Below are 15,964 nucleotides of genomic sequence, written 5' to 3'. Positions count from 1 at the left end.
GCGGCTACCTGTCAACTGTGACAGTTCGGACGGACGGTCATGCTTGAGCATGGAAAAGTCAGCATTTGCAAATTGCATAACAGCAATTCAATTGATTTCCATAAGGCCTAAAAAACTGTTGAAAACCTGTCAGGTTTGACAGGTTACCCAAGTTCATTTTGTCGTTACTTTGTTCCTGCCCAGGCATTTTTCCAATGCCCCCTTCTGGCAGGAGATCCAAAGTCATGGCCGACACCCCCTCCCTGATGAACGCCCTCATCAGTTCCGACGCCAGATTGAAGACAGACCGCAACGACTTCCCCACCGCCATGCAGCAAATGGGCTTCACGTCAGTTTTCGACATCGTCCGTCTATCCAAAGCAGCGTTCGCTCGCCAGCTCGCCCTATACAGCGACGCGAACGCCGATGTGGCCTACGACAATGCGATGAAGTATGCGGCGCTCATTTCGCGCCTGTATCGGGAATACCAGACCTCTTCCGGCACGTTGCAGCAAATGGCTCAACGCAGTGGTGTGAGCTCGCTGGTTTCGCTGGGCGCTACCTATCAACGCATGTTCAATGAAAACTGGGACGAGTTCACCAAGGTCGGAGCCATTGCCGCCAACGATAGTCCGGTGGCCTACCTGACTGAACTGCGGAGATTCTCCCTTCAACTGGAAGCCACCAGTGAGGATCCCAAGCGGCTGTTGATGGATCAACGCCGTCCTGACCTCAAGGACCTGTTGATCAGCCAGGAGAGCACCTTCACACCGAGGCCAATGCTGGAAATTGTCACGCAGGTATTGGAAAGTCATCTGCGCACCTATCTGGATGGCAATCTTCCCGACAAAAGCAAATCCACCTATCAGGTACTGGCCGAACGGAGCTACCCCTTCGAACTGCCCTACAACTTCTATCATCACCAATGCCAACTTGGGCTCGCTGATAATAAGCCGCGTCTGGGCGAGTTGAATTACCGGGCCAGTCTGTTGCTACCGATCAAACAGGTGGCAATCAATGACTATGGGCAATTGCAGCAACCGGCGCTACAGGCACAACGGTTGCTGTGCGGGTTGAGCCCACAACAACAGCAATTGCTGCTCGCCCCCCCGGTGTTCAGCCATTTTTATCTGACCCGCAGCAATCTCATCAACGGCTGGCAAAACCCTCTCACTGCCTACCTGCGGCCACATACCACACCAAGCAGATGTTACTTGCTCCTGTCCGGGCAGCCCGACGACGTGGTCGCGACTCCGTTGGCGGACGCACCAACCAATCAAGGCGGCTCCAAAACCGTTGTCTCACTGACCTTTCGTAAAGACGACAAGACCGTGCCTGCCAGTATCGATCTGAGCTCTAACGTGCCGGACCTCACAGGGACTGGCTGGCTGATAAATCGTCTGCACGCTGCGATAGATAAACCCATCGTTGTGCATTTCCAGGCTGCCACCCTTCCCACGCCGACCGAGCAGGAATACACAGCCAGATTCGATCTGATCACCGCCACCGGGACGGTGGAGCAACCGGTCCGTCTGGCCAGACAGCGCTTCGCCTTTACGCTGGATGAGCAGTACCGCCTGACGACGACAGAAAAGAACTTTTTCAAAGGCGCCTACGGTGTCGAAGTCACCAGCGATGCGCCTGTGCAGCAATTGACCTTGTTGACCGACTTCATGCAGCACACTGGCCTCACCGCTGAACAGGTCGAGCAACTTGTGGCCCGCCGCAGCTTTGCAGTGCGATTGTCGCCCAATTGTCCATACCTGCAGCCGACCCCGAACAGGATTGACCTGCTGACCGGGTCTTTTCCAAATCACTACGGTGCCTGCTACGTCAATGGCATCGGTCCCGGTGCTGAACTGTCCGACAACGCGCCGGAACCGGCCCCGGAAACAGACCTGAGCGATGAGTCAGACCACGCCATAGGACTGGAGCGGATAGCGTCGGGTGACAACACACAATGGCGTCTGACCAAAACCTCACTTGATCGTCTCGATCGTCTTCAGCGGATGATCCGCCTGCAACGCTGGAGCGGCATTCCTTTCGCCAGGCTCGACACGTTGATCTGCAGTGCCATCCGCGCCGAGGGCGAATCAAACCTGGGCATGGAACTCAACGCAAACACCCTGCGTGCGCTGGGCGTCTATCGCTACCTGAACCAGCGCTACAGCATCGAACCTGAAGAGTTCGCGGCGCTGCTGCACGACCTCAGCCCCTATGCCAGCGGCAAGGACGAGGTGCCGTTGTTCGATCAAGTGTTCAACCATGTGCAACTGTTCGACACACCGCTGATTCTTGATCAAACACCCATCGATTTGACCACCCTCGATGCCGCGACGCAGAAAACCCTGCTGCAACTCTGTGCCGGGCTCGGTGTGCAACCCACCGAAGACTCTTTGCTGTTGATTGCCCGTCAGACCGAAAAGCACGTGGGCGCGCTCAAGCGTGACTTGCCTACCGTTTCCTCGTTGTACCGCCAGGCGCGGATAGCCCGGTTGTTCGGTCACTCGGTCGAAGAACTGCTGGCGTTGGCGGGACTTCTCGGAGGCTCGTCTTACAAAACCGCACTGGCCAGCGGCCGCTTGAGTGCAACGACCGCGGATGCGAATCCGGACATCCTCGATGTGCTGATGCAACTGGATTGGGCCTTCGACTGGCTCAAAGACAGTCAGCAGACCGTGACGCAGGTATTGCAACGCCTGGGCATCGATGCCCCGCCAAATCCCGAAGAGCAGGAAAATGAACAGCAGATCAGATTGGCCGAGCAAGCTCCCCTGCCCGATGAGTTGCGGGCGCGTCTGACCACGCTGCAGAGTGATACGCGCCGCAGCCTGGCGACCGAGGCGCAAGTCAATGCGCTGGGTCTGCCACTGCAAGAGGATGGCAAACGCAAGCGAGGAGAAATCAACTGGTTTCAGTTGCTGATCGAACACCATCTGATCACTGCTGACGGCCTGCTGTCTGGCCTTGATCGCACACTGACCCTGACAGATGAACCCGTTGCCTGGTTACAGGCCGATGTCGCGCAAGCGCTCAAAGGTCTAGGGCTGGCCCAACCTGTCAAAGATGCTTGCGCAGACAGACTCGTCAAGTTCCTGCTCGATGTGCATGACCGTCAGGCCCAGTTGCTCGAAGGGCTTTTCCAGGAAACCGCGAAACTCGCGCCGGATTGCTGCCGGGCGGTCATTCACTGGGCGTGGGCCACGCCCTATAGCATTTTGCAGCAAGCACTCAAGACCCCGCTGCCCCAAGCGTTGATCGAGGATTATCAACGGGTGGCTCGCCACGCCGAGATCGCCAGAGAGCTGCGTTTGAGCAATAGCGCTCTGCGCCTGTTTGCAATCAATCCGATGTGGCTGGGTGGCGCGGCATACGAGGAAGGCAGTAACAGCATGCCTTCGCTTTCCGATCTCTATCTGCTTGAACGCTTCAGTCATTGGTTCCACAGCCAGAGCCAGTCCGAAGACCATGTCCTGAGTTATTTCAGCTGCGCCAATCCAGCCAAGGCCCAATTGAAAAACAAGGCCCTGCGCCAGCTCGCCAGCGAAACGGCCGATGCTGCCCTTGCTCGTTTGCTGAACTGGCCGCAGGCGCAAGTTGCCGAGCTGACCAGCTCGCTCCCCGATAAACGCGCCACCTCGATGGCTCAAGTCGACTGGGTCCGTCGTTGCCAGGCCGCTTGTCAGGCCAGCGGCTTGGCCGCCAAAACCCTATTGCAAGCCACCGCGCTGGGCGAACAAAGCGATCTGCTGGCCTGGAAAGCCGTCGGTGAGGGAGTCATGGCCGCCCACTCTAACGCCGCCCCATCACGTGACAATGGTTGAGGAACGATCATGACGACTGCCTTCGATGCGCCGCTTAACGAAGCACTGCGTGACGCGATGCTCGCCCTGTATCTGCACGAAGCAATACCCAGCGATCCCTACCTGATCGAGCAAGGGCTGGCTCAAACGATCAAGACCGCCAACGACCTTTATGAATTCTGGTTGCTGGATGTACTGGTCAGCCAGGATGTCCCGACCAGTCCGGTGGCCTGCGCCATTGCCAGCTACCAACAGCAAATCAACAGCATGATGCTGAACCTGGAGCCCGGTTACAGCGATGACAGCTTTACGCCTTTGCAAACCAGCACCTGGCGCGACGGCCTCAATCGCTACTCGATCTGGCCCGCCCTCCAGCAGTTGCGCACGTTCCCGGACATCTATCTGGACCCGACCCTGCGCCTGACCAAGAGCGCCAGTTTCGAGCAACTGGAGAATGACCTCAACCAGGCGCAGATTCAGCCCGAAACAGTACAAACCGCAGTGCTGGCTTACCTTGCCAGGTTCGAAGAAATTGCCAACCTGAAAATCTGCAATGGCTACATTGACGGGGAAGATTTTGCCAACAGTACTTATTATTTCATCGGCAAATCCCCTGCCGAAAATGCTTATTACTGGCGCTCACTGGACATGTCGCAGCGCGCGGTCAAAGCGCCCGCGAGTGCAGCAGGCGAAACCCCGGTCAAATATGACAAGCCGCTGCCCAATGCCTGGTCGGATTGGCAAAAAGCCAACGTGCCCATTTCGGAAAAGGCGCTGGAACACACCATTCGCCCGTGCTGGTTCAACAATCGTCTGTTCGTGATCTGGGCCGAGCTGGAGCTTCAGGATGCGGACGCCATGCAGGCCCCCGTTGACGGCAAGGCCGACCAGAGCGTCAAGGTCAATCCCAGGTTCCGCCTATATGCCAGCTACAAGAAATATGACGAGACCTGGAGTACGCCGCGGGTTTACATCGAGAGTTACTGCCAGACCAAAGCGCTGATCGAAAAACCGCAGGAAGAAATTGCGGAGCAAACCCAGACCATTGCGGTGTATGACCACTCGACGTCACCTGAGTCGATGGTGCTCATGCTGTATTCGAACTATCAGGGCGTCCCTTCCGAGATTCCGGGCGATGCAGATACCTATGATTTTCTGCGAACGGTACAGATAGACAAGAACTTCAATGTTACACCGCTGCCACCGTCATTCGGCATGGCGCCGGAGGTCAGACCGGCCTCACCTCCCTCCGTCGAGGTCCTCAAGAACGGCGAAGCCCACGTGAGGCTGATCGGCAATATTTTCGCCAATGGCAACGCTGGTCGTTTCCAATACTGGCTTCCCTCTGGCACGCCAATGTTTGGTGCAGTGGAGTACCAGACACCGGATAGCGAAAAGACCACCTGGGATTATCAGGGGTGGCAGTCGCGAATCGAGACCAGCGTGAAAGACGTCGACTTTGTCTATAACCGGGCGGCGTCCAATATCGAGTTGACCGCAAGACTGGCGGCAGGATTCAACAACCTCCTGATTTTCAAACTTTCCGTCTTCGACAAACACGACGAAAACAAGGAGCTCATCAAAGTTACGCTGGTGTTCGATCCTTCGGAAAATCACCTTGAAGTTCCGCTACTTCCAGGCTCCATCATTGAACCTGTTGGTACCGACTTCATGGATGTCGCAGATACGGCATTCTGTTTCAAGGGGTACCCTGATCGGCTGCGTAGCTTGATCGCCGACCCTGTCGGGAATCCGACCGAATTTACGGTACCCGCCACCAAGCAAGGAGAAACGGCGTGCCTTGCAGGTAAACATGCAAATCGAAGGGTGCTCTATGAACTGATCGGCTCCAGCATGGTTTTGTTTACGTCCTTTTGGCGTTCTACCACCGATCACAATGAAATCGATCTTCATCCTTCAGCAGGGCGCTATAACAGCAGCGTGGGCTACCAGTTTTTCATCGCACACCCGCTGAATGTTCTGTCAACAAAGCCGCCTGAAACATTCAGCGCAATGCGCAAGCTGGCGTCTACAGCCATCGTCAATAGCCTGTCGAAGGACTCCTCGCTGACTTATTCGTTTTCGGTCGATCAATCCACCCTCCAGCCCGACGGCTGGCCAGTGGAGTGGCCTGAGGATCCAAAGGAACTGAAAATCCCGCTGATCTATGGTGTTCTGGTTTATCACGCAGGCTCCTTGGCAACCACGCTGATTGGCGGAGCACTCAAGGCGCTGACCGTTGAATGGGCAGAAGTGCCTCCCTCAAACTTGCAAATAGCGCCCAGCATCAACAGCATGATCGACCCGTCTCTGGGGGACAGCCCTTCTTTGGGCAAGGCGCAATTCATTGACTTCAGCGGCTCCGGCATCGAGTTGAGCGACGGGCAGGAACCCGAAGGATCACGTCGGGCCGCTGTGCGCATGAACACCACCTTCGCCCGGCAACTGATCAACCTTGCCGAAGGCGGCATGGAACCTCTGCTGAGCTGGGAAACCCAGACCCAGCACACAGAACCACCTATCCCGGACGGTCAGGGATCGCAAGCCATGGATTTCTCGGGCGCTTACTACCTGTATTTCCTGGAACTGTTCCTGTACCTGCCCTGGCTGGTGGCCTACCGCTTGAACGAAGAGCAGCAGTACGACGAAGCGAAACAGTGGCTTGCGTATCTGTTTGACCCGACACGACAAAGCGCGGACCCGGGACACCCCGGTTACTGGCAGGCCGTACCGTTGGAAGAGCCGGTATGGCCCGGTCCGGTCGACCCCAGCCTGGCCATTCTGTACCCGGACGATCCGCATCAGATTGCCTTGAGTTTTCCGGTGCACTTTCGCAAGGCGCTGTGGAAACTGTTTATCGAGATCGAAAGCCGCCAGGCTGATCTGGCGTATGCAGAGTTGACGCCGGACGGCCTGGCTGAAGCCAAGATGCGCTACGTCCACATCATGGATCTGCTGGGACCGCGCCCGGATGTACGCCAGATCGACGAATGGTTGCCGCTCACGCTCGACGAATTGAGTTCGTCGAAGAATGTGCAACTGCGTCAATTCGAACAGCGCCTGATCAGCGCCCACCGGCAGCTGCAACAACAGCCACCTTTGCGTATCGGCAGGGCCCCGGCTTCGCAGCCTGCACCACTATTGTGTCTGCGGCCTGACGGCCATGACCCGCTACTGGCGAGCGCGGACACTGAGTATTTCCGTCGGCCCTTCAACCCCGAACTGATCATGCACTGGGATCGAGCCGAAAGCCGCTTGTTTAACCTGCGACATAACCTCGATATGGCCGGCGCTCCGCTGAACCTGCCGTTATTCGCCACGCCGCTGGATCCGCGCGCACTGCTCGCCGCTTGGGGCCAAGGCTTGTCCGGGGCAGCACTCAGCCGCTTGTTGAACCCGCAGATTCCCCATTGTCGCTTCAGTTTCATGTTCGCACTCGCGCAGAACGCGGTGGACAGCGTGATCGCGTTCGGCGCCACGCTACTGTCGCTGATCGAACGCAAGGAGCAGGCGCAGTACCTGGAACTGCAACAGCAGCAGGCGTGGAACCTCGCGGAGATGGCGGTGCAAATACAGGTTCAGGCCGAGAAGATTGATGAAAAAAACAAGGAGGCGTTGCTGGCGAGTCAGGACACCATTCTGGACCGAGTGAGTTATTACGAGAAATTGCTGAAAGACGGTGTCAGCACCTTGGAAATCGGCGCGGGAGCTTCTTACCTGCTGGGAAGTCTCGGCCAGACCGGAGCGACGATTGCCCACGGAATCGGCCAGGCAATGACTGTAGCACCGAACATATTTGGCATGGCGGCCGGTGGCGCACGCCTGGAAGGTGCTGCCAACGGCTTCGCGGCCCATATGCAAGCGTTTTCACACGTTGCGTATGGCGCAAGCCAAACCATGGATCGCATCGAACAATACCGGCGCCGCGCCCAGGAATGGACCCAGGCCCGCGACCAGGCAAAACTCGAAGCCGAGCAAATCAAGGCCCAGCTTGCCGTCTCCGACGAACAACATAAAGCCACGCAACTGCAACTGCGCCAGGCGCGAGCAGCACTCAACCAGGCCAAGGCCACCCACGATTTCCTGCTGAGCAGCAATCGTTTCAGCCGATCGCAGACCTACGACTGGCTCAACAGCAAATTCGCCGGTTTCTACCATACCGCCTTCACCAACGCACAATCGCTATGCCAGGCCGCTGAGGCCTGCTGGCAATACGAAATGGGCGATTTCACCCGAACCTTTGTCCATCCCGGCGCGTGGAATGCCACGTACCGCGGCCTCGGTGCCGGGGAAGAGTTGAAGATGAGCCTGCAACAGATGTACAGCCAGTACGTGCAGCACAACCGCCGCGATCTGGAAATCAGGAAAACCGTGTCACTGAAGGATTTGACCGGCAAGGACCCGAGTTCAACCATCAATAAACCGTGGGCACAGATCAAGCAATCGCTGATCGACAACGGCACGTGTGAATTGGAACTGACTCAGCAAATGTTCGACGATGATTACGCCGGGCAAAATCATTACCTGCGCCGGATCAAGACTATAAGCGTGACGCTACCGGCCGTGCTTGGGCCTTATCAAGATATTCGAGCGGTGCTGAAACAGACCTACAGCAAAGTTGAAATGGCCCCCACGGTCGGCAGCAGCGTCAAAGAAAACCTGCGATCCAGTCAACAGATCGCCCTGTCGAGTTCGCTGGAAGACAACGGCATGTTTCAGCTCAACTTCCAGGACGAACGCTATCTGCCATTCGAATACACCGGCGCGATTTCACGCTGGATCCTGACGTTTCCCAAGGGTCAGGAGCACATACTCCAGCGCTTGCCCGACATCATCCTGCATGTGTGCTACACCGCGAGATGCGAAGGCGGTTCGCTATGAACGAACAGCCGCCGCCGCAACAGTCGACAATGCAGATCAACACACCGAGCCTGCCCAAGGGCGGCGGCGCCATCCAGAGTATTGGCAAGGGATCGGCCGGCGTGGGTACCAAAGGCACTGCGTCGCTGGAACTGTCGTTGCCGATTTCCACCGGACGCGGTTTTGCCCCGCCATTGGGTCTGGGCTATAGCAGTGGCACGGGCAACAGTTCCTGCGGGATTGGCTGGCAGTTGACGGTTGACGCGGTGACCCTGCGCACGGTCAATGGCGTGCCGACTTATGACGGCACTGACCAGGTCGTGGGGCCTGACGGTGATGTATGGCTGCCCGAGCGCAATGAAAGCACCGGTGAATTGATCTTCCGCACTACTGAGCAATACAACGGCTTGCCCCTGACGACAGCGTATGACGTCGTTCGCCACTGGCCACGGGTCGAGGGTGCATTCGCCTTGATCGAACATTGGTCGAACGAGACCGACAAAGCCGGTTTCTGGCTGATTCACGGTGCCGACGGCAGCCTGCATATCTATGGCACCACCGCCAATTCACGCCGGGCCGACCCTGCCGACCCGCAGCGCGTCGGCGTCTGGATGATCGACGAAAGCCTCAATACCCGCGGCGAACACATCATCTACGAATACAAGGCGGAAACCGAGCTGCCAGTCGCTCCGCAGTATCGCGACTATCGCGCTCAGCGCTATCTCAAACGCGTGTGTTATGGCAACGAAAAAGCCTCCGCGCACCTGTATGCCTGGGACAGCGGTAGCCGGGAAAAACAGTTGTGGCACTTTCAACTGGTGTTCGACTATGGCGAACGCAGCAGCGATCTGGAACAAGTGCCAACGTTTGAAGAACAACAGCCATGGGCCGAGCGCAGCGACCCTTACTGGATCTACGCCTACGGTTTCGAGCTGGGCAACCGACGCCTGTGTCGACAAGTGCTGATGTTTCATCACTTCCCCAAAGAGTTGGGTGACCATCCGGTTCTGGTGCAACGCCTGCTCCTGCAATATCGCCTCAGCCCACTGGGTTACAGCCATCTGAGCGCGGCGCATCAGCAGGCCTATGACGGCCTCGGCCAGATCGAAAGCCGACCGCCAATGGAGTTCAGCTACAACACGTTCGACCTCGCCCCGCAGCCGCAGGGCTGGAAAGAATTCACGGCCATGCCCGGCCTCGACGATGGTCATCAATATCAGTTGGTTGACCTGTACGGTGAGGGCCTGGCGGGTGTGCTCTGCCGTTATGACCACGGCTGGTATTACCGCGAGCCGATGCGCGCAGAGACCGGCAGCGACCAGGTCGAGTACAGCGAGTGGAAACTTCTTGAAGGCGTGCCGATGTCCGACGCCGGCAAACCCGTGCATCAGTCGCTTACCGATCTGACCGGCGACGGCAAGCTCGACTGGGTGCTCGCCGCGCCGGGCATGTGCGGATTTTTCACCCTCGACCCAGATCGCAACTGGTCAGGGTTCGTGCCCTTCGATGCATTTCCCGGCGAATTTTCCCACCCGATGGCGCAGATCGCCGACTTGCTGGGTGACGGCCTGAGCGACCTGACGCTGGTCGGCCCGCGCAGCGTGCGTTTGTATGCCAATCGTCGCGCGGCCGGTTTCGCCGAGAGCGTCGACGTGCCGCATGCGGAAAAAACCGCCGCAGGCGATGATGATGAGCTGCCTGTGCTGAGCAATACACCGAGCGAAATCGTTGCATTCGCCGATCTCATCGGCAGCGGTCAGCAACATCTGGTGCGGATCCGTCATAACGAAGTCAAGTGCTGGCCGAATTTGGGACATGGTCGTTTCGGCAAAGGCTTTGTGCTGTGCACCCTGCCCTTCGCCTACGATGAATTCAACGCCTCACGGGTCTTGCTGGCGGATCTCGACGGCTCGGGTGCGGCTGACCTGATCTACATGGAAGCCGAGCGCCTGCGTATTTTCATGAACCATGCCGGCAGCGGTTTCGCCCAGACATCCATTGATCTTCCCTGGCCTGAGGGCCTCGCCCATGACGCGCTCTGGCAGGTCACCAGCGCAGATCTGCAAGGCCTGGGTTGCTCGAGCCTGGTGGTGACATTGCCGCACATGTCGCCCAGGCACTGGCGTTACGATTTCGTCGACGCCAAACCCTATCTCCTCAACAGAAGCTGCAACAACATGGGTTGCAGCGCCAGCGTGAATTACCGCAGTTCGGCGCAGGAATGGCTGGATGAAAAACGTGAGCAACAGGCAGCCGGTGTTGAAAATCCAGTGTCCGGTCTACCAATGGCCATGCACCTGGTACACGAGCAAATCCAACATGATGAGATCACCGGCAACACACTGACACAGCTCTTCAGCTATCGCGGCGGTTATTACGACCGTTTCGAGCGCGAATTCCGTGGTTTTCGCCTGCTGCTGCAAAGCGACACCGAAGCGTCAGCAACCGAGTTCACCGCGCCGATCCTCAGTAAGACCTGGTTTCACACAGGCGAAACCATCGACCCGTCAAGAACCGGTTATTACAGCCGTGACGGTGATGCGGTCGATCTCAAATCCACACTGCTGCAGCTCTATCACTTCAATGATCGCATCGCGCAACCTTTCACCGAAGCCGATGAGGAGACTGCGCGAGAGATCGCCCGCACCCTGAGCGGCCGAGTGATGCGCTCGGAAGTGTTCGCCGCCGGTGACGACGCGGCGACCGCAGTCCCCTTTGTGGTCCAGGAACATCGCTATGGCGCACGGGTGCTGCGCCCCAAAGGCAAGTACCAGCCTTATGCAGTGATCTTGCCCCTGGACGCGGAATCCATCAGTTATCAGTACGAACCGGCAATTGCCGACGATCCGATGTGCCAGCACCAGTTGAATCTGGAATGGGACCCCTACGGCCGTGTGGTGCATGCTTTCACGGTGAACTACGCGCGACGCAAAACCAGCAGCGATGCGCCGCCGTTCACTGAAGAGCATCAGCAGAACTGGTGGAAGGATGCTCATGACGATGCGCAGCAAAAATGGTACCTGACGCAGCTCCGGTCAGAATCGATTCATTTGCCCAATGACGAGGCCTGGCGCCTTGGATTGCCCTGCCGCTTGCGCAGCAATTCGCTGGTGCTGGAAAAAGCGGCGCTGAGTGCCGCAACGATCCACCATGAACATATTTTGCTAATGGCCCGCGAGGATGGCGAATGGGCGCAGCAAGCAGTGTTGTCTGCATTGACGCTGCAGCGCTACATCGACCCTCGCAGCGGTGCAACGCTGGATCCGGGCGACGCGACTTTCGAGGGTTTGCCCGCCTACATGGAGACGGCCGAACTGGACGCCGTCGCCCTCAGCGCATATGACAAACTCGAGGTGGATGGCCAATTACCCTTCAACCTGAAAGAAAAACTCGAATCGCAGGAGGTCGGTTACCACATCATGCCGCTGTTCCTGCCCGAGCAAGATCACGGTCCGATCGATGATCCTGACGATGCGAAGAACTATCTGTGGTCAGTGCACAGAGGTTTCTCCACCTACCACGCACTCGACGGCTTTCATAACGTGCAGAAATACCGTGAAACCCGCAGTCACGGCGAAACCCTGATTACCTATGACGCGTATTGGTGTGTGACAACCGCTGTGACCTTACCGGACGGCTGCACTACCCGCAGCCTCGACGTGGACTACCGCACCTTCCTCCCTGCGGCCATTGAAGATGCCAACCGCAACCTGCAGGAAGCGCGCTACAACGCTTTCGGCGAGCCGCTGGTGAGCAGTTTCCACGGCACCGAACTTGGAGAACCGGTGGGTTTTGACCCGCTGCAAACCTACGTCCCGCCGGCAGACCGCGACCCGGCCATTGCCATCGCCGATCCGAAACAAGCCATTGGCAACTTCGCCCGTGCCGCTTTCTGGGATACGTTCAGTTGGATGGGTTGCATCTCCCGCACGTCCTCACGCTCCCAAGAGTGGTGGGACTGGGCGAAAAGCCAAGGCTACATTCTGCCCGAAGGACACATTTGCGATCGCGCCCGACAGTACCTTGCCGCTGTGGAAAATCCCGATCTGAATGAAACCGAACTCCAGCAGCAAATCGATAATGCACAGCGTGAGCCCGTGTATGCCGTCTCTCTGGTGGCCGACCGCTATCCGCTTGATCCCGATCTGCAAGTGCGAGTCAGCATTGCTTGCCTGGACGGTTTCGGCCGCACTCTGCAAACCAAACATGAGGTCCCCCCGGGCGTGGCCTGGCAGGTCGATGACAACGGTGAGTTGGTCCTCGACGACAATGGCAAACCAATAGACGCCCAGGCCCAGCGACGCTGGCGTGTCAGCGAGCCAGTGGAATACAACAACAAAGGCCAGACTGTGCGGATTTACCGGCCCTACTTCGCCGATCAACCGCGCTACATCAATGATCGCTCGATGCGCAAGCATGCTTTTCACGACCAGCAGTTCTACGACGCGGTGGGCCGACCGACCGCAACCGTGCTGGCGAAGCAAATGCTGCAAGGCAATCCACCGACGCTCAAACCCCTACGCCGGGAAGTCTGGTACTGGATCTGGTGTAACGTCGCCTTCGACGAAAATGACCTGTTCGACCCGCCACCGGAACAACGGCGACGCAACTGGTGGACAGGAAGGTGAGCAAGCATGCGCAGACACCGCATCTTAGCGTCACTGATGCCCGAGGCTTACCGGTGCGGCAGGTTGCCTACTGGCGCGAAGATGGCAGCGAATCTGAAGCGCGCATCACCGCGGTTCAGCATGACGTTGCCGGGCGACGGGTGGCGCAGCGCGATCCACGATTGTTCGCCGACGCATCAGCCCCCGCCAATCTCAGGACGGTTTACTCACTGACCGGTCAGGTGCTGATCACGCTCAGCGTCGATGCCGGATGGCACGTCAGTCTGTGGGGCGAGGCGCGTCAACCGCTGCACGGTTGGGATGGCCGGGGTAGCGTGCGCAGCATCGAGTATGACGAACAGCTGCGACCACTGGCTGTGTTCGAACACGCCGATGACGGAAAACCTTTGTGCACGGAGCGATATGGTTATGCCGGCAGCAATCCGACATTTGCCACGCGGAATCAGTGCGGACAGATCATCCGCCTCGATGATCCGGCCGGCACGCAGTTGTTCGAACAGTTCGGATTGACCGGTGGAATCATCGCGCAGTCTCGACGCTTTCTGCGCTCACTCGACCCTCCTGACTGGCCGGTATCGCTCAGCGAGCGTGACAAATTGCTCGAAGACGCGCCTGCCGCCACGAGCTACTCGCGTTTCAACCCGCTCTCGGAAACCATCGAACAAATCGACGCCAGAGGACACCGACAGCTTTTCAGCCAGACCCTGGACGGCCAGTTGCGAGACGTTCGACTGCAATTGATGGGTTCCGCGCCGAAAACCCTGGTCGGCGCCATCCAGTACGATGCCCAAGGACATACCCTTCGGGAAACCGCTGACAACGGAGTGATCACCACATTGGACTACGCCGCCGAGGATGGCAGGCTGATCAGCCTGCAAAGCCAGCGCGGCAATGACATCCTGCAAGACCTGCGTTATGTCTACGACCCGGTAGGCAACGTGCTGAGTATTGAAGACGCCGCCCTCCCGATTCGATACTTTGCCAACCAGCGCATCGAACCGGTCAACCGCTACCGTTATGACAGTCTCGATCAGTTGATCGAGGCCACGGGTTGGGAGGCCGGTCAGACATCGAAGTTTTCACTGGCAGATCCCGCAGCGATCGCCAATTACACCCAGACCTATCACTATGACTGCGGTGGCAATTTGCTCAAATTGATCCACGACGGCCCACAAGGCCACGGTCACCGCCTGGTCGCCGCCAAGCACAGTAACCGCTGCTTGCCGGTGCGCGATGGCATGGACCCGGGCGAGGAAGATTTGCGCAACGGCTTCGATGCCAATGGCAATCTGCTTGGCCTGCAACCAGGACAGACTTTCAACTGGGACTTGCGTAACCGATTGCGTGAAGTCCGGCTGGTTTTGCGTGAAGACCGTTCGGCTGATAACGAGCAATACCGATACGCCGCAGACGGCATGCGCGTGCGCAAAGTGCGGCTGATGCAGACCAACGCTAAAACGCTGATGAACGAAGTGCGTTATCTGCCGAATCTGCAAATCCGTACCCACAGTGGTACGGGAGAAATACTGCAGGTGATCAGTGTCCAGGCCGGGCGCAGCAGCGTGCAGGTGTTGCACTGGGAATCCGAACCGCCCCAAGGCATCGACAACGATCAAGCGCGTTACAGCCTCAACGACCATTTGGGTTCCTGCACCCTGGAACTCGACGCCACGGGCAAGCTCATCAGTCAGGAGCGATACCACCCTTTCGGCACCACCGCGTGGTTTGCCGGGCGTAGCGAAATCGAGACAAGCTATAAAACGCTGCGCTATTCGGGCAAAGAGCGGGATGCGACCGGGCTTTATTATTACGGGTTCAGGTATTACGTGGCGGGTTGGCAGCGATGGTTGAATCCGGATCCGTCCGGGGCGATTGATGGTCTGAATCTGTTCAGCATGGTGAAAGGCAATCCGTTGGCCTACTTCGATACTGATGGGCGAATTCGTGAAGGCGTCAATGAGGAGTACCCGACTCAAGCGACCATCGGATCTTCGCCTTCGCCGCAATCATCAACGCCATTTTCAGCAAACTCTGTCATTAACGAAAGCACGAGATTTGGATTTCCTGATACACCACCATTGTCTCCAGAAGTAAAGAGCGCAAGCCACTCCATCGAAATGTTGATGGAGAAAGTGCAATTGACCGATTCTTCGCTGAAGAACAAGCCAACGTCGATTGCCGATGATATTGGTGGTCGCCCTGCTATAGGCGGCGGGGGCGAAGGAGAAATATACGAAAGCGCCGACGGAAAACATGTCTACAAAAAGTTCAGAGGAGCCGACAAGCGAAACAGTATTCCGGGGTATGTAAAAACCGAAGCCGAGGTTTTCAATGCTTACTATGGAGCAGGCTCGGCGACGGCACTTATTGAAGACAATCAGAGTTACCTCAAGATGATAAAACTCGATGGCATCCCCCTCGGCGACATCAAGAAAGGTTCCATTCCGGCAAGCGGCGCCAATGCACTTTTGGAGATGTTTAATGAAATGGAAGCAAAGGACCTATATCACCAGGATGTACAGGACCATAATTTCCTCTGGTCCGAGAAAGATACGAAAGTTTACCCCGTCGATATGGAGGCGCACCCTTTTGAGCTTGCTCAGTATTCGATAGACGTATACGACCGAAAGAAAACTACGTTGCTCAAGCAATTTGCCAACAACGTAAAACGCTGATTGCAATCCCCCGCAACTC

Annotated in this window: 4 protein-coding genes; all 4 read left to right on the top strand. The window is 57.4% G+C overall.

The window, feature by feature from the left end; all coding sequences use genetic code 11:
* Positions 1 to 224 precede the first annotated feature (224 nt).
* The 4 genes from ASG55_RS18085 to ASG55_RS18070 are packed head-to-tail and all read left to right on the top strand — an operon-like array spanning position 225 to position 15,945.
* Positions 225 to 3,803, top strand: coding sequence for a Tc toxin subunit A (locus ASG55_RS18085; RefSeq protein WP_056788871.1), 3,579 nt, complete (start codon positions 225 to 227; stop codon positions 3,801 to 3,803).
* Between the two features lie 9 nt (positions 3,804 to 3,812).
* On the top strand, positions 3,813 to 8,663 hold the full coding sequence (locus ASG55_RS18080) for a neuraminidase-like domain-containing protein (RefSeq protein WP_056788868.1): 4,851 nt from the start codon (positions 3,813 to 3,815) through the stop codon (positions 8,661 to 8,663).
* The gene (locus tag ASG55_RS18075; protein WP_056788865.1) at positions 8,660 to 13,270 is read left to right on the top strand and encodes a SpvB/TcaC N-terminal domain-containing protein; all 4,611 of its coding nucleotides are present in this window, start codon (positions 8,660 to 8,662) and stop codon (positions 13,268 to 13,270) included. The genes ASG55_RS18080 and ASG55_RS18075 overlap by 4 nt, the downstream gene beginning before the upstream one ends.
* Positions 13,267 to 15,945 (top strand): RHS repeat-associated core domain-containing protein, encoded by a 2,679-nt coding sequence (locus ASG55_RS18070; protein WP_082530312.1) that lies wholly within the window; start codon positions 13,267 to 13,269, stop codon positions 15,943 to 15,945. Before ASG55_RS18075 ends, ASG55_RS18070 begins: the two co-directional genes overlap by 4 nt.
* Positions 15,946 to 15,964: the final 19 nt, after the last annotated feature.

It is taken from the genome of Pseudomonas sp. Leaf434, from assembly GCF_001425545.1.
GTDB lineage: Bacteria > Pseudomonadota > Gammaproteobacteria > Pseudomonadales > Pseudomonadaceae > Aquipseudomonas > Aquipseudomonas siliginis.
Note: the sequence above shows the minus strand (reverse complement) of the source record. Positions and strands in the feature narration are given on the sequence as shown.